This window comes from Paenibacillus sp. 01T442 (genome assembly GCF_056398345.1).
The window spans coordinates 40,932-62,931 of record NZ_JBFTPF010000018.1; the positions used below are offsets into that span (position 1 = coordinate 40,932).

The 22,000-nt window shown below is 46.5% G+C and carries 20 protein-coding genes and 3 pseudogenes; 18 read left to right on the forward strand and 5 right to left on the reverse strand.

Features of this window, described 5'->3' with window-relative positions:
- Positions 1-470: 470 nt before the first annotated feature.
- From AC1DLM_RS16550 to AC1DLM_RS16585, 8 genes are all read left to right on the forward strand, one after another.
- Positions 471-1,757 (forward strand): adenylosuccinate synthase, encoded by a 1,287-nt coding sequence (locus AC1DLM_RS16550; protein ID WP_171636278.1) that lies wholly within the window; start codon positions 471-473, stop codon positions 1,755-1,757.
- 151 nt (positions 1,758-1,908) lie between these two features.
- A complete protein-coding gene (locus AC1DLM_RS16555; RefSeq protein WP_441990051.1) occupies positions 1,909-2,586 on the forward strand; it encodes a hypothetical protein in 678 nt (225 codons plus the stop codon).
- A gap of 318 nt (positions 2,587-2,904) precedes the next feature.
- The gene (locus AC1DLM_RS16560) at positions 2,905-4,464 is read left to right on the forward strand and encodes a peptidoglycan DD-metalloendopeptidase family protein (protein ID WP_441990052.1); all 1,560 of its coding nucleotides are present in this window, start codon (positions 2,905-2,907) and stop codon (positions 4,462-4,464) included.
- A 182-nt stretch (positions 4,465-4,646) separates the two neighbouring features.
- Positions 4,647-5,366, forward strand: a complete 720-nt coding sequence (gene yycF, locus AC1DLM_RS16565) for a response regulator YycF (RefSeq protein WP_056622616.1) — start codon at positions 4,647-4,649, stop codon at positions 5,364-5,366.
- A gap of 2 nt (positions 5,367-5,368) precedes the next feature.
- Positions 5,369-7,204, forward strand: coding sequence for a cell wall metabolism sensor histidine kinase WalK (gene walK / locus AC1DLM_RS16570; RefSeq protein WP_477570593.1), 1,836 nt, complete (start codon positions 5,369-5,371; stop codon positions 7,202-7,204).
- Complete coding sequence (locus AC1DLM_RS16575) at positions 7,201-8,487, forward strand: YycH family regulatory protein (RefSeq protein WP_441990054.1); 1,287 nt, start codon at positions 7,201-7,203, stop codon at positions 8,485-8,487. Before walK ends, AC1DLM_RS16575 begins: the two co-directional genes overlap by 4 nt.
- A 30-nt stretch (positions 8,488-8,517) precedes the next feature.
- Complete coding sequence (gene yycI, locus AC1DLM_RS16580; protein WP_441990055.1) at positions 8,518-9,333, forward strand: two-component system regulatory protein YycI; 816 nt, start codon at positions 8,518-8,520, stop codon at positions 9,331-9,333.
- Positions 9,334-9,387: 54 nt separating this feature from the next.
- Positions 9,388-10,188, forward strand: coding sequence for an MBL fold metallo-hydrolase (locus AC1DLM_RS16585; protein WP_171636271.1), 801 nt, complete (start codon positions 9,388-9,390; stop codon positions 10,186-10,188).
- On the opposite strand, the gene AC1DLM_RS16590 is transcribed toward AC1DLM_RS16585, so the two are convergent.
- A complete protein-coding gene (locus AC1DLM_RS16590; RefSeq protein WP_056622608.1) occupies positions 10,157-10,366 on the reverse strand; it encodes a hypothetical protein in 210 nt (69 codons plus the stop codon). The genes AC1DLM_RS16585 and AC1DLM_RS16590 overlap by 32 nt on opposite strands.
- A gap of 250 nt (positions 10,367-10,616) precedes the next feature.
- Between AC1DLM_RS16590 and AC1DLM_RS16595 the strand changes: the two genes are divergently transcribed.
- Together AC1DLM_RS16595 and AC1DLM_RS16600 are read left to right on the forward strand one after the other, a co-directional pair.
- Positions 10,617-11,846 carry a S1C family serine protease gene (locus AC1DLM_RS16595; RefSeq protein WP_441990056.1) on the forward strand — a complete coding sequence of 410 codons (1,230 nt, stop codon included), beginning with the start codon at positions 10,617-10,619 and terminating at the stop codon, positions 11,844-11,846.
- Between the two features lie 97 nt (positions 11,847-11,943).
- A complete protein-coding gene (locus AC1DLM_RS16600) occupies positions 11,944-12,111 on the forward strand; it encodes a CxxH/CxxC protein (RefSeq protein ID WP_063795715.1) in 168 nt (55 codons plus the stop codon).
- A gap of 128 nt (positions 12,112-12,239) precedes the next feature.
- Here AC1DLM_RS16600 and AC1DLM_RS16605 read toward each other — a convergent pair whose 3' ends face one another.
- A complete protein-coding gene (locus AC1DLM_RS16605) occupies positions 12,240-13,115 on the reverse strand; it encodes a LysR family transcriptional regulator (protein WP_477570594.1) in 876 nt (291 codons plus the stop codon).
- Positions 13,116-13,229: 114 nt separating this feature from the next.
- On the opposite strand from AC1DLM_RS16605, the gene AC1DLM_RS16610 reads away from it, so the two are divergent.
- Positions 13,230-14,543: a purine/pyrimidine permease gene (locus tag AC1DLM_RS16610; protein WP_477570595.1), complete on the forward strand. Its 1,314-nt coding sequence runs from the start codon at positions 13,230-13,232 to the stop codon at positions 14,541-14,543.
- Positions 14,544-14,591: 48 nt separating this feature from the next.
- Here AC1DLM_RS16610 and AC1DLM_RS16615 read toward each other — a convergent pair whose 3' ends face one another.
- Positions 14,592-15,236, reverse strand: a complete 645-nt coding sequence (locus AC1DLM_RS16615) for a TetR/AcrR family transcriptional regulator (RefSeq protein WP_477570596.1) — start codon at positions 15,234-15,236, stop codon at positions 14,592-14,594.
- A gap of 181 nt (positions 15,237-15,417) precedes the next feature.
- On the opposite strand from AC1DLM_RS16615, the gene AC1DLM_RS16620 reads away from it, so the two are divergent.
- The 4 genes and pseudogenes from AC1DLM_RS16620 (at position 15,418) to AC1DLM_RS16635 (ending at position 17,979) form a co-directional block, all read left to right on the forward strand.
- Entirely contained in the window at positions 15,418-16,170 is a 753-nt protein-coding gene (locus AC1DLM_RS16620) for an SDR family NAD(P)-dependent oxidoreductase (RefSeq protein ID WP_441990060.1), read from the forward strand.
- Positions 16,171-16,204: 34 nt separating this feature from the next.
- Positions 16,205-16,460: pseudogene (locus tag AC1DLM_RS16625) on the forward strand (SDR family NAD(P)-dependent oxidoreductase); the annotation flags it as partial.
- A gap of 231 nt (positions 16,461-16,691) precedes the next feature.
- Positions 16,692-17,171, forward strand: coding sequence for a 23S rRNA (pseudouridine(1915)-N(3))-methyltransferase RlmH (rlmH, locus tag AC1DLM_RS16630; RefSeq protein WP_056622595.1), 480 nt, complete (start codon positions 16,692-16,694; stop codon positions 17,169-17,171).
- A 265-nt stretch (positions 17,172-17,436) separates the two neighbouring features.
- Complete coding sequence (locus AC1DLM_RS16635; RefSeq protein ID WP_477570597.1) at positions 17,437-17,979, forward strand: HNH endonuclease; 543 nt, start codon at positions 17,437-17,439, stop codon at positions 17,977-17,979.
- Positions 17,980-17,993: 14 nt separating this feature from the next.
- Here the strand turns inward: AC1DLM_RS16635 and AC1DLM_RS16640 are convergent, their stop codons facing one another.
- Together AC1DLM_RS16640 and AC1DLM_RS16645 are read right to left on the reverse strand one after the other, a co-directional pair.
- Complete coding sequence (locus AC1DLM_RS16640) at positions 17,994-18,356, reverse strand: hypothetical protein (protein WP_441990062.1); 363 nt, start codon at positions 18,354-18,356, stop codon at positions 17,994-17,996.
- Positions 18,340-19,269: a ketopantoate reductase family protein gene (locus AC1DLM_RS16645; protein ID WP_477570598.1), complete on the reverse strand. Its 930-nt coding sequence runs from the start codon at positions 19,267-19,269 to the stop codon at positions 18,340-18,342. The genes AC1DLM_RS16640 and AC1DLM_RS16645 overlap by 17 nt, the downstream gene beginning before the upstream one ends.
- 149 nt (positions 19,270-19,418) lie before the next feature.
- On the opposite strand from AC1DLM_RS16645, the gene AC1DLM_RS16650 reads away from it, so the two are divergent.
- The 3 genes and pseudogenes from AC1DLM_RS16650 to AC1DLM_RS16660 all read left to right on the forward strand — a co-directional run bounded on the left by AC1DLM_RS16650 (position 19,419) and on the right by AC1DLM_RS16660 (position 21,672).
- Positions 19,419-19,988 (forward strand): TetR/AcrR family transcriptional regulator, encoded by a 570-nt coding sequence (locus AC1DLM_RS16650; RefSeq protein ID WP_441990064.1) that lies wholly within the window; start codon positions 19,419-19,421, stop codon positions 19,986-19,988.
- 1 nt (position 19,989) lies between these two features.
- Positions 19,990-20,809: pseudogene (locus AC1DLM_RS16655) on the forward strand (hypothetical protein).
- A 69-nt stretch (positions 20,810-20,878) separates the two neighbouring features.
- Positions 20,879-21,672 (forward strand): annotated as a pseudogene (locus AC1DLM_RS16660) (hypothetical protein).
- The last annotated feature ends 328 nt before the right edge of the window (positions 21,673-22,000 follow it).

Below are 22,000 nucleotides of genomic sequence, written 5' to 3' on the forward strand. Positions count from 1 at the left end.
GAAACTGGCAAAGACAGAGGTTTCCCTTCTTTAAGCGGCAGCAATGAAATAGTTTGCGTAAATTCCGAACAATTATACAGACACCCCTATAATCGTTCGTTTTTCATTGACTTTGGCAAGGGGGACTGCTAAACTAAAGACGGTGAAAAAACCTTGATCGACAAGCCGGCCCCAGGCAGGTAACTCGAAATAAGGTCGTTTTTTCATGCCGAAGGGTAGGTTTCCTTCCTGCAGATCACTGCCGAAAGAGACCCAGTATTCCTTTGCGGTGAGTAAGTGAGAGTTAGCTCTCTTGTCTGTTGCCGCGTGTAGCAGTGAATAGAGGTAGTTGCATCACCAGAATCGCCAGAGAGAAAGTGCAATGGACGCTGAACGCTTTAGCGCTTTAATGAAGTCCAACTTTCCTCTGTGGTCTTACAGCCATAACGGCTCATTATGGGTGACTAGTCACCGTACGGAGGTAAGTGCATATGTCAACGGTTGTTGTTGTCGGTACGCAATGGGGAGATGAAGGGAAAGGTAAAATCACGGATTTCTTAGCGGAATCTGCTGAGGTTGTTGCGCGTTACCAAGGTGGTAACAATGCAGGCCATACGATCATTATCAGCGGGAAAAAGTACAAGCTGACGATGATTCCTTCCGGTATTTTTTACAGAGATAAAGCTTGTGTGATCGGGAATGGGATGGTTATTAATCCGGCTGCACTCATTGAAGAAATTAATTACATTCATGATAATGGTTTTACAACAACGAACCTGAATATCAGTGATCGCGCGCATGTCATTATGCCGTATCATTTGGTGCTTGATGGTCTGGAAGAAGATCGCAAAGGTGATAGCAAAATCGGTACGACCCGCAAAGGGATCGGCCCTTGTTATATGGATAAAGCAGCACGTAACGGGATTCGTATCGCGGATTTGATGGATGCAGAAGAGTTCGAATTGAAGCTTCGTCGTATCGTTGCTGAGAAAAACGTATTGATCGAGCAAGTCTACGGTTCGACAGGTCTTGATGTGGAGCCAATCCTCAGAGAGTACCTTGCGTATGCAGAAATCATTCGTCCATACGTGAAGGATACGTCCGTTATCTTGAACGAATATATCGACCAAGGTCGCAGAGTGTTGTTCGAAGGCGCGCAAGGCGTTATGTTGGATATCGACCAAGGGACATACCCGTATGTTACTTCTTCCAACCCAACAGCTGGCGGTGTGTGTATCGGTTCAGGCGTAGGCCCAACGAAGATTCACAACATCATCGGTGTGGCTAAAGCCTATACGACACGTGTCGGAGACGGTCCTTTCCCAACGGAATTGGACAATGAAATCGGTGCTTGGATTCGTGAAAAAGGCTTCGAATACGGTACAGTAACGGGTCGCCCTCGTCGTGTTGGCTGGTTCGACAGTGTTGTTGTGCGTCACGCAAGACGCGTTAGCGGCATCACGGGCTTGTCCTTGAACTCCATTGACGTTCTGACAGGTCTAGAAACGGTCAAAATTTGCACAGGCTACATGTACCGCGGTGAGTTGATTGAGCACTACCCAGCGAGCTTGAAAGCTATCTCCGAGTGTGAAGCGGTATACGAAGAGCTTCCAGGTTGGACAGAAGATGTTTCTGAAGCTCGTACGTTGAGTGATTTGCCAGAGAACGCAAGACACTATGTAGAGCGTGTATCTCAGCTTACAGGCATCCCGATCGCGATCTTCTCCGTAGGCCGTAACCGTGAACAAACGAATTTGGTTCGTCCTATCTACGCTTAAATCATAGATAACCTAAACAATCCTCTAGGCTGCTCTCGCAGCTTAGGGGATTTTTCTTTTTGCCTACAGGGATATAATGGCAGGGTTTTCGTCCATACTGGGAGGAGAAGGATATCTAGCTGTAAGCAATGTTAGGAGTGATATAAATCGTATGAAACTATTAACTTGGTTAAGTAAAATCGTCATAAGTACCGTCCTTATTACATCAATTACGATGTTTACAACATGGTACGTGGTGAACATGTACGTGGAGGATATATTTCGACAATATCAGCTACCAGCGATGGGTAAAAAGATTCAATTTGGTGAATTTGCGTCAAGATTGGCGGGAGAGCTGAATATAGTTAAGGGGAAAGACGAGGGGAAGAAGGCTGCAGTAGAAGTAACCCCAACAACGAAGCCTTCGCCAACTCCTAGTCGGGGCTCGTCAGGGGCCTTTCCAAGCCCGAGTTCAAGTCCAAATCCGAATGATCAACAACCTGTGGGCGGAATTAGTTCGTCAAGCCGCGGTGTAGACACATCGACTGTGAATCAAGACGATGCGGTAGCCGTGATGGGAAGCGCTCGAACGGAGGAGAGCGAGAAGAAGGATCTTGTTATGTCCACAGAGGATTTTGCGAAAAAGAAAGAAGCCCTCTCAAGCGATGATAAAATGAAAATATTTTCACTTGTTGTCGCTAAGCTCCCGCAGACCGAGGTGCAGACACTATCCGCGATCCTGGAAGATGGGATTACTACGCAAGAACTTGATGAAGTAAACGCGACACTTAAGAAGTATTTGAGTGACAAAGAGCTATCACAATTAACAGATATATTAAATAAGTACTAGGCTCAGGGGAAGTTGCTGACCAATGGATCTCAATCCGTAGCTTCCCTTCTAAGTTTCATGCCTTTTCGTCATTTCTCTTAACTTGCAGGCAAAACAGTTGGGATTTCGAACAAAAAAATAGACTTTTAGCGACTTCTTTTGGTGGTGGACACGAATCTATCACATGGTGATCGAGTATTTTGTTGAAATAGGCACGGAAAGTGTGTTAAATTTAACAAAAGAAAGATAGCATAATGGATATTATGTCTAATCAAGGTTTATTTATGTATCTACGAGTGTTTACTCTAGGGATGCAAAACCGTTCAAAGGGAGAAGATCATGACAGGTTTCAGGGGAATGCGTTTTGTCATGGATCTCGTTAAGAGATTCACGCCTAAGCGAGAAAGCTTGACCGGAAATGAATCATTATCAGACAAGCAGCTAGAGGAAGTTCAACCAGCCGATGTTCAGACATCCACGACACTAACGGTAATCAAACGACATAAATGGTCTCTTGCAGTAGGCGTAGGTGTTATTGCACTTACGGGAGCGATTACGTTCACCGGACATCAGTATGTAGAAGCTGGCATGGATGAAGTGTATCATGTGATGCTTAACAACCAAGAAGTGGGTATCGTAAGCGATAATAAGATAATTGATGAATATAAGAAGAACAAACCGTTAGATGTTCAGAAGAATTTCCCAGATGTTCATGTCGTACTCAAAACAGACGGAATCACCTACACGTCTGAAAGGGCTTACAATATGAAAACGGACGATTCTGCTGTTATTTCCTCGTTGGATCAATTACTCATACCGCAACCTGTGGGTGTGGCACTGAAAGTGGATGGCAAGACGATAGCGATTGTGAAGGATCAGGCAACAGCCGATCAAATTCTAAATCAAGTCAGCGAACCATTTACACCTAAAGGGAAAAATAGCGAAAAAGTAGCTGCCTTATCTACCGGTCTAGGTGAGGATATCTCAACAGCACCATCTGAGCTTGAAAAGGTGGAATTCGTTCAAAAGGTCGAAAAAGAGGAAGTGCCTATCGATCCAACGGATTTAGCTAAGCCAGAGGATGTCGTGAAGACCCTGCAAACTGGGGATGTTGCACCAGCGAAGTACACCGTTGTTGAAGGTGACTGCGTTTCTTGTATTGCGAAGAAATTAGGCATCACCAAGCAATTTATTTATGATAATAACCCAGGGCTTCAAGATGATAAGCTTAAAATTGGGAATCAGTTGGAAGTTACCGTGCTGAAGCCAACGCTTTCTGTGAAAACGACGGAGAAAATCGTAAAGAATCAAGAGATTCAGTATGATACCGAGTATGTGAAAGACGATTCGATGCGCTTAGGCGTCGTCCAACCGATTTCGCCAGGAAAGAATGGGCTTAAGAAAGTAACCATTCAAGTAACGAAGGTCGATGGTTTAATGACCGAAGAGCAAGTCGTAAATGAAGAAATCATTGATCAGCCCGTCACTGCCAAGGTGAAAAAAGGGACAAAAGTTATTAAAGGTGAAGGTACAGGGAAGTTCGCATGGCCTGTTATTTCTCCTAGTATCTCAAGTACATTCGGTTATCGTTGGGGCAAATTACATAAGGGCATCGACATCACAGGTAACAGAAATATTATGGCAGCAGATAACGGCAAAGTCATCGAAACGGGCTACAAGTCAGATTACGGCAATTATATTATTATTAACCACTTGAATGGATATGAAACACTATATGGACATTTAAGCCAAATTACTACGAAGTCAGGCACCATCGTCGAAAAGGGCGAAAAAATTGGAATTATGGGGAGCACAGGCGACTCTACTGGTGTGCATTTGCATTTTGAAATACACAGCAGCGGTAACTTGGAAAATCCTTTGAAATATTTGAACCGTTAAGATGAGATAAGAGGCAAGGTCGATCCGAACAACTCGGGGGGCCTTGTCTCTTTTTCAATCAATGTATGTTAAAATGAAGAAGAGTATGTAGGAAATTACTGTCTGAAAAACGGATCTAACTCTGGCAGTTGCACGCGTTCAGGCGTGTCAGCGTCAGTTACTTTATAGTAGGCGGTGGTCGTATGTTTGGGAAAATTCTCGTGGTGGATGACGAACAACCAATTGCAGATATTTTGAAGTTTAACCTAGAGAAAGAGGGCTATCAGGTCATCTGTGCGTACGATGGTGGAAGCGCTGTAGAGCTTGCGTTCTCGGAACAGCCGGATCTCATCCTGCTCGATCTCATGCTGCCTGTGAAGGATGGCATGGATGTATGCCGTGAGGTGCGCTCTAAGCTCAATACGCCGATTATTATGCTGACAGCGAAGGATACAGAGCTGGACAAGGTCTTGGGCTTAGAGATGGGCGCAGACGACTATGTGACGAAGCCATTCGGCACCAGGGAGCTGCTCGCCCGTGTGAAGGCGCATCTGCGCAGACAGACGAAGGTGCAAACGGCACCGAACGAGCCGGAGGCACAGCGGAATGGGATGCGCATTCATGCGCTTTTTATCGATAACGACATGTACATGGTTTACAAGGATGGAACACCCCTTGATCTGACACATCGGGAGTTCGAGCTCATTCAATATTTGGCCAAAAACTCCGGCAAAGTAATGACTCGTGAGCACCTGCTGCAAGCGGTGTGGGGCTTTGAATATTTCGGCGACGTACGAACTGTCGATGTGACGATTCGCCGCCTGCGCGAGAAGCTGGAGACGGATCCAAGTCGTCCAGAATATATCATGACGCGCAGGGGTCTCGGCTATTTGATGCGCAGTCCGAAAGCCGGAGGCTTCTAAACATGAAGGGCATCCGCTTCTTTCAATCGATTCAAGCGAAGCTAATTATTATTTATGTTCTGCTGATTCTGATCGCGATGCAGCTCATTGGGGTGTATTTCTATAAGACGGTAGAAACATATTTTAAGAATGATTTCCTAGCATCCCGCAATAGTCAGGTCACGCTGCTTGCTGGCTTCGTTGAATCGTATTTGACGGGGGATCAGGAGAGCAAGAATGCGACAGAGGGTAAGAAAACCTACGCGGATTTGAATGAATTCGTGAGCAATCTTTTTTCCATTAATAATGCGGAAATTCAAATCATTGATGCGAATGGTAACGTGATTAGCACGTCGGTCGCGAGTCATTTGAAGCAAAAAAATACACAGCCAGAAGTCATTCGTGCCTTGCAAGGGATTAAGGATAATCAACGGATCTTCACGGACGAGGATGGGTATCGGAAGGTTATTATCGCAAAGCCAGTCGGCAGCGGGGCCCGTGTCTTAGGGGCGGTGTACATCATCGCCTCCATGGAAGATGTGTACAAGACGATTCGTTCGATTAACCGAATTCTCATTTCGGCGACGTTGATTGCGCTGGGGTTAACTGCTTTATTAGGTGTTCTCTTAACGAGCACGATTACGAACCCTATTAAAGAGATTACGAAGCAGGCAACAGCTGTAGCTGAGGGGAATTTTGATCAACAGGTCATCATTCAAGGGACCGACGAGATCGGTCAGCTGGGGCAGACCTTTAATTTCATGATGAATCGACTGAAAGAGGCGCTCTCGCTCAATGAAGAAGAGAAGGAGAAGCTAGCGTCCATTCTAACGAATATGAATGACGGCGTTATTGCTACGGATGATAGAGGACAAGTAATCGTATTGAATCGCCGGGCGAAGCAGATCTTGCAAGTGGAAGAGGAAACAACGCTGGGATTGGATATATCCGAAGTCATCGGGATTCCGATAGATACGATCCGCGGCTTAGTGACGGGGCAAGTCAATACGACGCTGCTGGATATTCAGCTGCCAGATGACGAGGATGAAAAGCTGTCGGTTCGTATTACGTTTACGCCGATTCATAAGCGTGGTGAGGGCCAGCACGGGATCATTGCGGTGCTGCAGGACGTAACGGATCAGGAGAAGCTGGAGCAAGCCAGACGAGAGTTCGTGGCTAACGTCTCTCATGAGCTGCGCACGCCGCTGACGACGATCAAGAGCTACCTCGAGGCGCTCGATGACGGAGCGATTGAAGAGCCGCAGCTGGCGTCACGCTTCATCAGCGTGACGCGCAGCGAAACCGAGCGGATGATCCGCTTGGTGACGGATCTCTTGCATCTCTCGCGACTAGATTCGAAACAGTCGATGATGAGCAAGTCCTCGACGCTCGTCAGCGAGATGCTGGAGGAGGTCGCGGACCGGTTTTCTTTTCAGCTGCAGCAACGGAAAATTCAAATTATGTTACACGTGGAATATGGCGTAACGAGTCTCTTGCTTGATCGTGATAAAATTGATCAGGTGCTCGATAATTTGGTATCCAATGCGATTAAATATACCGGCGACGAAGGTACGATTCGCTTGGAAGCTCGCAAGATTGATAAAGAGATACTGGAAATATCCGTACAAGATAACGGAATGGGGATTCCGAAGAAAGACCTTTCGCGGATTTTCGATCGTTTCTATCGCGTAGATAAAGCACGCTCTCGCAACATGGGAGGCACAGGATTAGGTCTGTCCATTGCCCGGGAAATAGTGAAAGCACATGGTGGAACAATTGCATTAGAGTCAGAGTTGGGTCAAGGAACACGCGTCCTATTTACATTGCCAATTAGGCAGGAAGAGGAGGGGGAAGTATGATAGAGAGTCTGAAATCGGTCTTGCTCGTTCTATTGATTGGAACAAGCTTGTATCAGAGCTTTATCCTAGCTTCATATAGTCCTCCGAAGATTGAGCCCATTAAGCAAAGCAACTATGTGCAGACAGAAACGCTCGGTAAGCAAGCGGAGCTAGCTGATATGCTATTTCCTGATCAACTCATCATTCACCTAGGAAATCAACAGCATTCCGTGTTGTACCCAAGCAATTACTACTACACCAGATTGCTGGATAATATTAAGCAACGTAGCTTCAGAGGCTTCCGTAAGACGTCCATGTATCTCGTCAATGTGAATTGGGAAGAAGTTCGGACCAAGCAGCTGGGCGTGGAGATTCGATTCAGGGAAGGAATTCCCTTCACCATTCTTCAGCAGCTGTTCCGAATTGAAGGTGAAATTCCCGTTGAGAATGATAAAATTACGAAGATTTGGATCTACTCCAAGGGGACAAATGATGAGGTTCGTGCGTTCTTCTTCACGGATTCGCCAGGTGTTGGTTATGAAGTCATTGGAGCGGATTTCACGAGCAAGGACGTTGAGAATTTCGTGGCCTACGGGGAACCAAGCAATTTATATAAGACCACGAATAGCGGAGATTATTATCTACCGTTGAAGACGCTGCATCTACCTAGCTATACATTTACTTATACGCAGCTTACGGCGGATCAATTGAAGCAAAGCTTGTTCGTAGACCCCGGCATTACACGCTATCTGAAAGAACGGGATGGCTCGGAGATCTACACGGATAGCAAGCGCGGTTTCCAACTGAATCGAGACCAGCGGTGGGTGACGTATTTCGATCCGGTAGCACCAGCGGCTAGTAAAACCGAGGTGTTGGAAGATTTGATGGCTGGCATTAAATTTATCAATCAACATATTGGTTGGGATGGGAAATATATGGTAGCCCGCACGCCAGAAAAGCAGTTGGACAACCAGACCTTCATATTCCGCCAGTACTATGAATCACTTCCGATTGTGACCGCACAGCCAGAAGGCTTTGGAACGATGAATATGCAAGTACAGAAAGGTGTTATTTCAGGATTCGAACGATCGATGGTGATTCCCGATCTGAAGTCGGGGCAACGCAAGGAGAATGAGTTGATGTCGGGCGAAGCCATAGAGCAACGATTACAGTATTATCAACGTCGATCCAGCATCGTTTCTATATTCCCAGCGTATCGTCCGGTTATTATGGAGAAGACATTAACATTAACGAGTACGTGGGCAATCGAGCTGCGTGACGGAACCTATGATTTTATTGAATAGACAGGATGACAAGGAAGGGTTGGTGAGATTATGAATTGGAGTAGGGCCAAGTCGATTTTGATCGCTTCATTTTTACTGTTGAATATGATTCTCGGCTTCCAGCTGTGGTCCACCAATCGTTCCAATCAGACTGGCGTATCCTTGGATCCATCTAGTACTGTGGAGGATTTGAACCGTGCGCTCCGCAACAAAAATATTCGGCTTGCGGACGAGCTTCCAACGGATCCGCCTAAGTTGAAAGTCATCACGGTGAAATATGATGATAGTATTAAGCCAGGCGAGGAGAGAACGCTCAAAACGCCACTTTACATGAGTGCACTGCTAGGTAAAGGCGCAAGCAAAGAGGTTCAGTCGCTGTCGGAGATTCCAAACTTTACGATGTATCAGCTAGACTCAGCGATTAGTCGAGACGGAATCTATGTATTTTCCCAATTGTATAGCAAGATTCCACTATTTGATGTGATGGTCGAGCTGAATGAGAAAAATGGAGAAATTACCAGTTACCGTCAAGCTTTCGTTGAAGTAGAATCAGAGGTAGAACAGACGGAGCAGAAGATGATTTCGGCCCAATTAGCGGTCCGCAGCTTAGTGGACAATTATTTAAGCGATGGCTCTATTATTACCGAGGTTCGGTTGGGGTATCACGGACAACCTTATAACTCGCAAACACAGCCGATGTATCCGCACTGGCGCATAACGATTGATAACGGAGATATTTATTATTTACAAGCTTTCAATGGCGCGGTGGAGAAGGGGGCAGCACTTACCCCATTTGGCTTGAAGGTTGATGGAGAGACATCCACTGGTTCTCCAGCTCCAGGTGCAAAGAACACACCGAAGAAGTAACACTAGCAAGGAATAACCAACTGGCACACAGGTAGGCATAGAGGAGTAGGGAAGATGGGAATTCGATTTACGGTGTTATCAAGTGGTTCAACGGGGAATGCAACAGTTGTCGATAACGGTGAAGTTAAGCTGCTGATTGACGTAGGCTTCAGTGCGAAGAAGATGGAGCTGCTCATGAAGGAGCGGGAGCTCGCCGCGAGTAGTATTGACGGTATTCTCGTCACGCACGAGCATTCTGATCATATTAAGGGACTCGGTGCGTTCGCTCGGAAATATGATGTGCCGATATACGCCAATGAAAAGACGTGGGTTGAGTTAGATCGCCAAATTGGCGTGATCGCCGAAGGCAACAAGCGTGTGATGGATACAGGCGGCGTAGAGGAGTTCGGCTCATTGAAGGTGGAATCCTTCGGGATATCTCATGATGCGGCGGAGCCGGTGGGTTACGTCTTTTATGAAGGCGAACAGAAATTAAGTGTCGTAACGGATCTCGGGTATATGAGCGAAAAAGTGAAAGAAAAGATCTCGGATTCGGATGCCTTGGTTCTCGAAACCAATCATGATGTGGACATGCTGCGCGTGGGGCATTATCCATGGAGCATTAAGCGACGTATTCTCGGAGACAAGGGACATTTATCCAACGAAGCCGCAGGGGAAGCGCTCTGTGATATCATGACGAATAAGACGAAATCTGTCTATATGGCGCACCTTAGCCGTGATCATAACTTAATGGATTTGGCCAGGCTAACCGTGAATAACATAGTACAGGAGCGAGCGCCTGAGGCGAAACAGCTGCGGCTGATGGATACATATTTTGACCGTTCTACGAAATGGGATGTATTGGATTCGGAGTAAGTGCAGCGTCGAGTTCCTGGGACTTGAGCTGGATTTCTTGCGCGGTAATAAGACCTTTATCAATCAAGACCTGAATAAGAGATGAGAGAACGAGCGATTGGTGATAGTGGCTTTCCTTAAGGTCAGCAAGCTTGCCGATCATATTAATTTCTTCAAAATGGGATGGAATACGGTTCATAGTGGCATTCTCCTTTAAATAAGGTCTAGTGAGAAAAATTTCTATCGAAGCCTATGTGGAAAAATTTCGTAACACTCTAGTAATTCGGTGAGAGATTTGGTTTACTATTATTGTAGGCAAGAAGCGAGCGAAACATTCCTATATTTTGTGAAAAAACAATCGCAGGGTGATGTCTTCGTGACCCCATCCATGGATTGAAATAAAGCAAGGCGAGTGAGCTTCAAACCCCGTCAGCGAGGAGGGACCTGAAATGAGTTTGTTTGATGATGATTTTTATTCGACCAAAAGGTCCAGAAGGCGCGAGCCGGTCTGGCGTCCCAAAGGGACAGGGAATTTCACGAGTTTCACAAGCTTCGCTGGTCGAAGACGGTATGTAGCCCTCATCGCAGGACTCATTGGGGCACTAGGCATGCTCATCATGGTAGGAATTGTCCACGCTATTGGAGGAAGTAACTCATCAGGAAACGCACTTGCGATTCCTGTGGTAGCCAAAGCGGATGTGCATCCGATGAATAGCAATGACTCGGTTGTTGCAGCGACGGAGAGAATAAAACCAGCCGTAGTCAGTGTCATCTCTTCGAAGAAGGACGATGCGGGGCAGGAAACAGGCATTGGTATCGGGTCAGGTGTCATGTTCGCACGCAGCGGTGATAAAGTTCGCATTGTGACGAATAGCCATGTTGTGGAGAATGGAAACCAGTTCGAAATCGTGAACTTCGAAGGCGAGCATCGCAAAGCTACGTTGGTTGGCCGCGATCGGATTACCGATTTGGCTGTACTAGAGGCAGATGGCAAAGATGTGAAAATACTTGCTGAGTTTGGCGATTCCGATAAGCTAAGAGCGGGCGAGATGGCGATAGCCGTGGGTAATCCGCTAGGCCTTGGCTTCTCACCAACCGTGACGCAAGGCATCGTTTCTTCACCGAAGCGGACGATACCTGTCTCACTTTCACGCGAAGGTACCGACTATGACTGGGAAATGGACGTCATCCAAACGGATGCCGCGATTAATCAAGGCAACAGCGGAGGACCGCTGGTCAATATCGAAGGCAAAGTGATCGGCATCAATTCGATGAAGATTTCGGACACAGGCGTTGAAGGTTTAGGCTTTGCGATTCCCATTAATAGTGTGACACCGATTATTGATAGTCTCATCAAGGACCACAAGGTGAAACGACCGTTGATTGGGGTGTCGACGCAGGAGCTGCAAGCTTTTAAGGGGACGGATGTATTAAAGCTGCCTGCGGATGTCAAAACTGGAGTTATTGTCTTCGACGTCTCTGGCCCTGCGAAAGAAGCGGGACTGAAGGCTCAGGATGTTATCGTGCAGCTGGACGATCGCAAGATTGAGAGCACGATTGGGCTGAGGAAGTACCTTTACAATGAAAAGAAAATCGGCGATAAGATCAACGTGGTGTACTATCGCGGCGGGAAGAAGCTGACGACGGTGCTGACGCTGGTTGAGGCGACGGATAAGTAGTGGAAGTGTAAGTGCAAGAACTAGTGCAAGAACTAGTGCAAGAACTAGTGATAGAATAGAAATCTACAGAGCCGCCAGCGGATGAGAGGTACTAAACATGCATGTCGTTTGTAAAGATCATGTGGAAATAGCCATAGATGAATTTGTTGATGAGTATGAGGAAGCGCCAGACGTGGTGGATTTGCAGAAAACCCACTTCGCCCACTGGGCACCGCCTGAGCACTGCGAGCATTGCCAGTCATTATCACGTTTTCTTATCGTATGAGGGAGGCCTAAGGGCCTCTTTTTTCTGTGCAGAATTTATAAGTTTTGGGGTAAGTGCAGATTACCTTATGGAAAAGCAGACCATTGAGGGAGGGGAAGTCGGAACCGCCCCAAATAAACACACTAATGTTATTGGTTTTCTTGCATAAGCTCGATAAAATGCTGGGCTGCTTTGGATACATGGCGATCCTTCAGCCATATTAATCCGGTTGCTAATTTGAGCTGACTGTCTGCGATTTCATAAGCTTGGAACGCATATTCGCGATGCAATTTAACAATGGACTCGGGTACAATCGTTGTTGCATCCCCAGAGGATACCCAGTCCAATAGCGTGACCATATCGGAACATTCCCCGATTACGTTAGGCTGCAAACCGCGTTCGTTGAATTGATCGATGATACTATGATACAACCCAAGACCCTCTGTACTAGGCAAAATGAGCGGATAACGTTGAATATCAGCGTAAGTGAATGCCTGTGATTCCGACGCGAAGGATTTAGCTGTAACGAAATAAAAAGGTTCAGATTGCAGCTGGATGACTTCAAAATCACTTAATTCCATCGGGAGCCGGATGATAGCAAGCTCGATGGTGTGTTCTCGAATAAGCCGAAGCAGCTGCGCGGATTCATTCTGTTGTATTTTATACGTAACCTCTGGGTAGCGGGTTTTAAAAATACGCAGCAATTGCGGCAGTTGGGCCGAGGACAACGTGTTAACGCCTATTCGTAACTTGCCGCGCGTACCCTTGCCGATCTCTTTTACATCATTCTCCGCTTCCTCTATAAGCTTCGTTAAATGTAGGGCGTGCTTATATAAGGCCTGTCCGGCTTCGGTCAGCTCGATGACTTTACCTGTTCGTAGAATAAGCTCGACGCCGAGCTCTTGCTCCATGAGCTTCAACTGTTGTCCTAGCGGGGGCTGCGTCATGTGCAATCTTTGGGCGGCAGCCGTAATTTGCTTCTCTTCAGCGATTGCGATGAAATAGCGAAGTTGGCGAATATCCATCGTAGTGACGATTCCTTTCCAAACGATAAAAGTATGAAAACCAAAGGATATAGATATTTTTCGTATGCTTATCAATATGATACCATAGAACCGGACAGAAAAGGGGGAGCCTTTATGCTTCGGAAGTATCATTCCAATCCATATTTACATGTTCTACAATGGTTTATTTTTATGACCGCTAGTTCCGTGGCACTTCCTATCGTAATTGGTGGTCTTTTTCATTTGTCTCAGGACGAAATTGCCTCGTTGATGCAGCGTACATTTTTCGTAGTCGGGCTCAGTTCAATGCTGCAAGCAGTACTCGGGCATCGATTTCCGATCGTGGATGGTCCAGCGGGATCATGGGTAAGCGTGTTTGTCATGATGGCCGGTATCTCCGCGAACCAAGGTCACACGGCCAAAGAAGCGCTGCAGGTTCTAGAAGGCGGGCTGCTAATGGCCGGTGTGCTGTTGTTTTTACTGGGCATAACAGGCCTCTTTTATAAACTCCTTAATCTATTTACACCACTCGTGACGAATTTATTCTTGTTCATCTTGTCTTTGCAGCTGAGTGGTGTGTTTCTGAAAGGCATGTTCGGCTTGAAAGCAGGGCAAGGGGTCGTAGATTATGGAACGGTTCTGATCTCGTTAGCGGTATTCGGTGGCGTGGTGTTCCTGAATGTGAAAGGGAAAGGATGGACGCGTAACTATGCCGTACTGCTAGGGATTACCGGCGGTTGGGTGCTTCAAGCATTGGCTGTCGGAGGGGTCTCTAGTGCTGGCTCGGCCTCCGGTGCATGGATCAAACTTCCCGATATATGGGCATGGGGATTCCCCCAGTTGAATCCAGGCATGGCTTTAACAGCCGCGCTATTTACGCTGATCCTTGTTTCAAATCTTGTTGCCGCTATTACAGCGGCTCAGCAGGCTGTCCCGAGGAAGGAACTCCCTAGCAAGAATGTCTACAACCGGGCTAGCCTAATTGCAGGCGTATCTCACGGACTTTCGGCTTTATTTTCCGCTGTCGGTGTCGTTTCGCTTCCGGTTACGGCGAGTTTTATCAGAATGACGGGGCAAACGAGAAGAATGCCGTTCATCATCGCTTGCTTGGCGCTCTCGGCAATTGCTCTTGTCCCTTCGATCGTTCATTTCCTTGCTCAGCTGCCTACGTCCGTAGCTAGTGCGGTCTCGTTAGCGACTTTCGTGCAAATGACCAGTAACTCATTCTCTTCCTTATCGCGCGTCGTTCAAACACAGCGCCAGTTGACGATTCTGGGAATCGGAATTCTTGTCGGTGCCGGATTCACCCTCATCGCGGCTTCACCAATGCCTGAGCTTCCTGTAGTCATGCAGTATGCGTTTGGTAACGGGCTGTTAGTTGCCACTGTAGTGGTCATGGCCCTTGAGCGGTTCTGGCAGACGGACCCGAAATTAATCGTTTCGAACTAAAAGAAAGAGCCAAGTTCCTCTACGGAGGAAACTGGCTCTTTGTTCTGTTTATCGAGCTTTCAGGTAATCAATCAGAATGCTCTTGAGAATAGTCAACTGCTGCTCGTTGTCCAGATCAGACTCCAGTAGGAGAATGTTTTTCTGCAGTGACAGTTTTTTGGAAAAGAGACCGAACGTGTTAATGATCGTAGTCAAGGTCTCCTTAACCGGAAGGTCGGAACGAATTGAGCCGTCTTCGATGCCATTTTGAATAATCCTGCCATACTCGCGTGAGATCTTACGGTTCAAGGCATTGAAGTCGAGAATACCCTCCAACGGCTCCAGTGAGTGCGATGCGTAGCTTTCAAAATCCACCATGAATTTGATGCTCGAATCGTTCTGATCTTCGATAAAGGAATCGAATAAACGTTCAAGCTTTTCAAGACAAGACAGGGGCTGGTCAGCGACATATTGAAAACGATGAAGCATCGGTTCAAGCAATTTGGTAGCTACGGCAACGATCAGTTTTTCTTTTTTGGGAAAATACCGAAATAAGGTTGCGATGCCGATATTCGCGTCACTGGCGATATCCTGCATGGTGGTTTTTTCGATTCCCTTCAGCGTAAATACACGCTCAGCTGCGTCGAGAATCAGATATAGTCGTTGCTGCTTGCCGTCAAATCGTTCTTTCTCGTATCTTGCTTTCGGATCCATGAGGGTTATTAACCTTTCAACTGAGGTATTTCAATACAAGTATTATATCGACTGGGTATTCTTTCAGCAAGTGGAAGTTGAGTTCATAATACCGTGGTGATATAATAAATATTGTAGTGATAGTAATACTATCATTTATGTAATAATTTAAAAATTTCATTTCATAAAAGGAGAGATCGCAATGACTCGTCTTACTAATAAAGTTGCCATCATTACCGGAGCAGGCAGTGGTATGGGCCGTGAAGAAGCACTATTATTTGCCAAAGAAGGGGCTATGGTGGTAGCAACAGACATTAACGAAGCTGCTGTACAAGCTGTTGTGAAGGAGATTGAAGCTGCCGGAGGTCAAGCCATAGCTTATGCACACAATGTTGTTTCTGAAGAAGAATGGATCAAAGTAGTCGAGGGAGCTGTTGCGACTTACGGCAAAGTGGACGTCTTGGTCAATAATGCGGGTATTTCCCTTGCAGTTGGATTGCTGGATACGACCATTGAACAATGGAATAAAGTCATGAATATTAACCTGACGAGTACGTTCTTGGGCATGAAGCACGTTATTCCACATATGCAAGTGAATAAGGGTGGGTCCATCGTCAATATTTCCTCTATCGCAGGACTAACTGGCAGCAGTGGAGCGGGTGCGTACACGGCTTCCAAAGGTGGCGTCCGCATGCTAAGCAAAGCGGCTGCTGTGGATTTTGGCAAGGATCACATTCGTGTCAATTCAGTTCATCCTGGCTTTATCGAAACGCCGATGAGCTCTGAATTTGTAAATAATAAGCAGATGCTGCAATGGTTCTTGTCTCAGACTGCATTGCCAAGAGTCGGGCGCGCATCTGAGGTAGCCGAAGCTGTATTATTCCTGGCTTCTGATGAGTCAGCCTATATTACAGGTGTTGAACTGCCTGTCGATGGCGGCGTTACAGCTAAATAAAGATTCGTATGCGATCAACGAAGGGGGATTCGATATGAGACGCCTGGAAGGCAAAGTAGCGTTAATAACGGGAGGAGCCTCCGGTATTGGCTTATCATCAGCCACTTTAATGGCCAGAGAAGGTGCCAAATTCGTTATTACCGATTTCAATGTCGATGCTGCGAAAGAAGCAGCAAGAGAAGATCATTAACGAGGGTGGAGAAGCCGTCGGCATATTCTTGGATGCCTCTAATGAGGACTCGATCAAACATGCGGTCGATTTTACGGTTACACAGTATAGTACCTTAACAGAATCCGAGCATAGCGGACTTTAATCAGTTTTTGGCGCAAGTTTAATTTAAATAGTGAGTAAAGAAGGCCTAGAGTTGGTATAACTCTGGGCTTTTTGGTATGAATGAGAGCTATTGGTACGTATATGCATCGAATGGTATGATGGGAGGAATGAATGGTTACATGAGAGAAAAGAATGAATATTTGATTGAATGGGACAAAAATGATTGAGATAAGTGAAGGGGTACGTTATGCATATACAGATACTGACCGTTGGAAAATTAAAAGAGCGCTATCTCGTGGATGGGATCGCGGAGTATGTGAAGCGTCTTGGCCCGTATGCCAAGATGCAGATGATTGAGGTGCCGGATGAGAAGGCACCTGAGAACATGAGCCCTGCTGAGGAGCAGCAGGTGCGGGATCGTGAGGGCGCACGGCTGCTGGCTGCGCTGCGCCCGGATGTGTACGTCGTGGCGCTGGCCATCGACGGCGAGATGTGGTCGAGCGAGCAGCTGGCGAGCTCGCTCGATAAGTTGGCCACCTATGGGCGGAGCCAGGTGGCCTTCGTTATAGGCGGCTCGCTGGGACTGTCCAGCGAGCTGCTGCGCCGTGCGGATATGCGGCTGAGTTTTGGCCGCATGACGCTGCCTCACCAGCTGATGCGGCTGGTGCTGGTGGAGCAGATTTATCGCGCGATGCGGATAAATCGGGGGGAACCTTACCATAAGTGACGGCGAAAATAAGCCTTTAGGCGAGCGGCTAGAAGCTATTGAATTAATGGACAGGTGTGGTTTCACTGACTACATGAGGATGACTGCAAGGTTTGTTGCCCCATTTTATACGTAGGGCAGTTGCTTCACTGGTATCCATATTATCGCTCCTTATCGACATTCTCCCCATAACTATACATTTAATGTTCGAATTTAGCATGGATATCCGGTATCCTGTTATAAATTTATAAGCTAATTAAGAAATTGAGGGAGAGGGAGCTTAACTATGACTATGCCCACAAAAGCTCAGATTTTCGAACATTGGATGGACTGGTTAGATAGAAGTGGATTCGACTGGGGCGAGCCATGTTGCTGGGCCTGTAAGCGCCATTTCGATACTAAACATGATTTGAAAAAGGCTAGTGCTAACCGTGTAGAAATTATAAAAAACTGGGAAAAGGCACCTCTCCAACGTTGCCATATTATTGCACGTCAATTTGGCGGAGAGGACATCCCGGAAAATCTATTTCTGATGTGTAAAAGCTGTCATGATCGGGCTCCAAAAACAAAATCTCGTGAGGCATTTTTAAATTGGGTTGAAAGACAAGATTACACAACACTGATTCAAGAAGATATATTGAGAGAGCTGAGGAGTTTTGAACTCTTAGACCGAATTGATGATGTAAATGAAATACTGACAGATAAAGCTTTAATGAAACGCTTCTTTAGTAATTCTGGCGTTCATATGAATCAAACTAAGGGCGGATCGGAAATTACCCTTTCAAGCATATTTGTTCAGATAGCTGAGGAACTGAATAGACGCAGCTAGACACACATTTTCCATTAGCTTGTCTTGCTTGTGTTCATCGTAATCCGCTTGATATACATGTGCAGCAACGTTTTTCGCTGTTCGTATGAAGCGGTGGTGAGTCCCTTGCTCCGGGTACGGCAAGCAACCATCGCTGCGACACACTTCGGACAGCGGATCAGCCCGGACAGCAGGAACTCACCGTCAAAGAAGCGAGATGGCGTGAACGACTTCTTCTGGAGAAGGAACTGGACTCTCTCCCATAATGTATGTATCGTGGATAATGGCTTCATGTTCTCCATCGGATATAATCGGCTCATCACTCTTGCCTCGTCTGCGCTTGTTGCTCCAGTTCTCATAGCGGTTATATCGAAGGCTTCTTTAAATTTCTTTTGCATATTCAGTATTTTCAAATGCCATCGTAAGACGCGGCAAAGGTATGCTTACCTTTTTTGCTTCTCTCACAACTTCAAGTACCGCAAAACCTGCTTTACTATTGTTGTATTCCACAAAAAGTCGCGGTAAGCTGCCTTTTGCAAAAATAATCTTGTTAAAAAGTGTGCCGAGAAGTCCCGGTGGAATTTTAGTCAGCAGGAGAGAAATGGTATCAAGCTTTGCACCTCTTGCTTTAAGTACAGGAATCATTTCCCTCATATTCAACCCAAGATTGGAAAATGAGTCACTATGGTTCATGAGCGCTGGAAAACTTCCCCGTTTTAACACCTCGGCTTCCATCGCTGCATTCATGGCAAAGTGATTCCATAGCCAGTTTTGCATATCCTTTACCCAGCTAATTTTAAAATGGGCACTTTCAAAACATTCCTTGACCAATTGGTTAATAGGTTCAGTGCCTGTCCGTGGTTTTTCTAGAAATACCATTTTCAAAAAGCCGCCTCTAAGCTTATTGTCCGCTATGCCGCCTCCTGCTCCGKGGAAGCCAAAGACAACATTGTTCATAGACAATGGTGCGATCGATGACTTTAGGTCTTGCCAAATGTTATTGAATATGAGGATAGGGGTATTTCCTGCGGCAGTTGATAGGAATTGTGCTACTTCTGGGAGTTGTTCCGTGTTGACGCTCACAATAATGAGATCATTATTTCGAAGGATCTCCTCATGTAGTTTGACGTTCCAGCTTTCTTTTATTAGCTTTTTCCCTTTTCGTGCGTCCCACATTTCAAGCTCGATACTGCTTCCGAAGGTTTCTTTCCTCCCCTTTCTAACGTAAAACTCAACTGTATGACCTGCCTGTTCGAAAGCCCACGCATATTGGGTCGATATTACACCTCTACCGAAGAATAAAATTTTCATGTTAGACTCCCCCAAAGAGTTGATATTCCTTATTGATGATCAAACAACGTGTTGTATAATAATATTGTATGGATTCACTATACGGACATCAACCATCAGATTTTCAATATCTGTCGGATCATCTATTGAACCGGAAATGGAGACAAAGCATGAACAAGCAACCTGAAATTACGGACAAAACCAGGCAGACCTTTATAAATGTGTTCTGTGATTTATATAGCCAAAAGCCAATTGAAAAAATATCTATTCAAGAGATTGCCAACAAGTCAGGATATAACCGCAGTACATTTTATCAATACTTTACAGATATTTATGAGTTGTTGGACTATGTTGAAGAGAAGGTTTTGAAATCCATTAACGAGGAAATGGCAAACAGGGAGCTTTCAACGCATACTTTCCAAGATGCGCTTCAATGCTTGGAAAGTACAGAAGATATTTCTGTCCTAAAAGCCCTCCTGGGTGACTATGGTTCTGTTCATTTCGTTGAACGCCTGAAAAGAGAAATTCCCTTTGAGAGATTGATTGTGAATCTTCCAACAAATGATATCTTAGCGCCATACCTGATTGAGTTTTATATATCAACATTGCTATCTTTGTTTCGCCTTTGGATACGCAACGGCAAAGATTTATCGTCGGAAGAATTGGTCAAGCTGATAGATAGCCTATTCGCAAATGGGATAACGCCGTTTCATATCTTTGGCACGGTCAAGAAAGAGTAAAATGTCAAAAGATAACCAAGCTCGTCCTCCCGTTGGCTCGATCAGAGAAGATGGTTGTTATCCCATCGACCTGACAGTCCGGGCAGTCTATCGGTTGGGCCGTCGCAGCTGGGGAAGAAGGCTGACCTTCATGTTGCGCCTGATGCGAAAATCGATTGGACCGTATTCGATGCCTTTTCTACGCCGGCGGGTTCACTCTGGCCACGATATCTGCATTATACGGGAAGTGACGCAGGCGGGCGATTAACCCTGAAGCTTCCGAAGCGATGTTTCCTTCTGGGCGTGTCCGGCAATTTATCACGTTTCTCGGGCACAGGCGATATGCCATCTTCTCTGACACTGGCGCCGCGTACCGGTAGACGCAAGAATGACACCCCATTCTTGATGCCCGACCTGGGTGAGCTGCACCAAGTGACGAGCCTTGCCTTACATAATGCACCGCTGGGGCAGCCCATCTCGCTAGCATTTCTGAGCCGCTTCCCAAACCTAAACTCACTACATTTCAATTGCGGAAGCCTGAATGGTGGGCTGCCGAGTTCGGACGCCCGTTCTMGTCCTGGCCTAAACATCTGGCCAAGCTGGCTAACGAAGCTTACATCGTTGCCCTGGCAAACCTAGCACAGGCCGGCAGCTTTGCCGAAGCCGAGGCGGCAATTACTGCGTTCACCATGCGTTTCAACACGCTCAAAGGCATCGAAACCACCGAACGAGAGGACCTTGGTGAAGCCGTTTGGCAGCTCAGCCAGGCTGATCACCTGATTAGCCAGCCTATAACGGAAGATATGGCTCTACGCTGGTTCGATTTAGCGCGCAAATACTGATTTATATGAGAACAATGTGGTCGGATATCACAGTACGGTCGCTAAACCGCCGGAAAAGGAGGAGGCCGAATGGATAAAAAAGCCCAAAAGATATTGCTGAATACCTTCTGGTCTTCAAGGGGGTGGAAAGACGGACCGTATGCCTTTGCTGGCGAGGACTTCAACTATGCCAAGAGCAAAGGGCTTATGTTCGATCCTATAACGATCCATCATGATGATCTCATTAAGCGATTGCACGAATTGCATCAGGAGATTACTAAGGAACGGGTAGCCGCTGCGTTCCTGCACAGTCTGTCTACGAGAAAAGTCTATCTGAGGAGCTCCCTTTCAAGCTGGGCTCTGACTTCCGGATTGCCTTTGCATACCTATGAATAGCGGAGCTCGGTGGGGACAAATACCAGCAGCTGCGGGGATTGTAATTATCATCAACTCATGGCGGATCGGGAATATGTGGAGGAGGATTTAAATGTGCTGAATTTCGAGCGGGTCAAATGGGGGGGCGTCCGTTTGAACGATCTTCTGTATTGTTGGCTGGACCTCGAACTACTCAGTAGAGAGGAAACAATGGAATGTACGGACGAGGATGTGGCCATCCTTTACAACATGCTCGAAGCGATTCGGAGCTGTGCGGACAATGAGAGCGCCCGGATGTTGGAGAAGCGTTGGAAGAATGCGATGGTTTGTAGCAAACAAGAACGGGATGTGGTGATGGAAGTATGGGGATATGCCGGATTGCTGACGCGGTGTGATACGCCCCATAAACATAGAGGTGCAGGTCATGATTTTAACTCCGTTTCGAAGTGGCAGGGGGATGATACTCCGAAGAAGCGCTTGACTATTACTTCGGGGCTTACGCTCTTTAGACGATACGGAGAGCCGTATCATCCACCGGAAATCCGGGGCTCGGGCTCTGTTCCATCCGCCGTTCCTGGGGAGGGTGGGTAATGTTATACTTGTTGAGGGGGTGTATAAAAACAGAATAAAAGTAAGTTTTGCCTCATTAAATTTTCGGCTAAGGTTCTGTATGATCTTCTTATCCGATGTCAATTTGCGGATCGATCGTTGAGGCTTTCATTTTGAGAGCGCTTTATTTGCACCGAAGGGCGCTAAACGACGCTCAAGGAGTTAGCCAATTTACGATGGGGGCATTCCCTATTCGCAATACCGAGCGATAAAGGGAAACTACCGGGA

Bases quoted from the DNA above. Each gene is read 5' to 3' on its own strand.
- AC1DLM_RS16595 (WP_441990056.1), top strand. From the start codon at position 10,617: ATGAGTTTGTTTGATGATGATTTTTATTCGACCAAAAGGTCCAGAAGG.
- rlmH (WP_056622595.1), top strand. From the start codon at position 16,692: ATGCATATACAGATACTGACCGTTGGAAAATTAAAAGAGCGCTATCTC.
- AC1DLM_RS16605 (WP_477570594.1), bottom strand. From the start codon at position 13,115: ATGGATATTCGCCAACTTCGCTATTTCATCGCAATCGCTGAAGAGAAG.
- AC1DLM_RS16600 (WP_063795715.1), top strand. From the start codon at position 11,944: ATGCATGTCGTTTGTAAAGATCATGTGGAAATAGCCATAGATGAATTT.
- AC1DLM_RS16550 (WP_171636278.1), top strand. From the start codon at position 471: ATGTCAACGGTTGTTGTTGTCGGTACGCAATGGGGAGATGAAGGGAAA.
- AC1DLM_RS16590 (WP_056622608.1), bottom strand. From the start codon at position 10,366: ATGAACCGTATTCCATCCCATTTTGAAGAAATTAATATGATCGGCAAG.
- AC1DLM_RS16635 (WP_477570597.1), top strand. From the start codon at position 17,437: ATGACTATGCCCACAAAAGCTCAGATTTTCGAACATTGGATGGACTGG.
- yycI (WP_441990055.1), top strand. From the start codon at position 8,518: ATGAATTGGAGTAGGGCCAAGTCGATTTTGATCGCTTCATTTTTACTG.
- AC1DLM_RS16585 (WP_171636271.1), top strand. From the start codon at position 9,388: ATGGGAATTCGATTTACGGTGTTATCAAGTGGTTCAACGGGGAATGCA.
- walK (WP_477570593.1), top strand. From the start codon at position 5,369: ATGAAGGGCATCCGCTTCTTTCAATCGATTCAAGCGAAGCTAATTATT.
- AC1DLM_RS16650 (WP_441990064.1), top strand. From the start codon at position 19,419: ATGAACAAGCAACCTGAAATTACGGACAAAACCAGGCAGACCTTTATA.
- yycF (WP_056622616.1), top strand. From the start codon at position 4,647: ATGTTTGGGAAAATTCTCGTGGTGGATGACGAACAACCAATTGCAGAT.
- AC1DLM_RS16620 (WP_441990060.1), top strand. From the start codon at position 15,418: ATGACTCGTCTTACTAATAAAGTTGCCATCATTACCGGAGCAGGCAGT.
- AC1DLM_RS16640 (WP_441990062.1), bottom strand. From the start codon at position 18,356: ATGCAAAAGAAATTTAAAGAAGCCTTCGATATAACCGCTATGAGAACT.
- AC1DLM_RS16575 (WP_441990054.1), top strand. From the start codon at position 7,201: ATGATAGAGAGTCTGAAATCGGTCTTGCTCGTTCTATTGATTGGAACA.
- AC1DLM_RS16615 (WP_477570596.1), bottom strand. From the start codon at position 15,236: ATGGATCCGAAAGCAAGATACGAGAAAGAACGATTTGACGGCAAGCAG.
- AC1DLM_RS16610 (WP_477570595.1), top strand. From the start codon at position 13,230: ATGCTTCGGAAGTATCATTCCAATCCATATTTACATGTTCTACAATGG.
- AC1DLM_RS16560 (WP_441990052.1), top strand. From the start codon at position 2,905: ATGACAGGTTTCAGGGGAATGCGTTTTGTCATGGATCTCGTTAAGAGA.
- AC1DLM_RS16555 (WP_441990051.1), top strand. From the start codon at position 1,909: ATGAAACTATTAACTTGGTTAAGTAAAATCGTCATAAGTACCGTCCTT.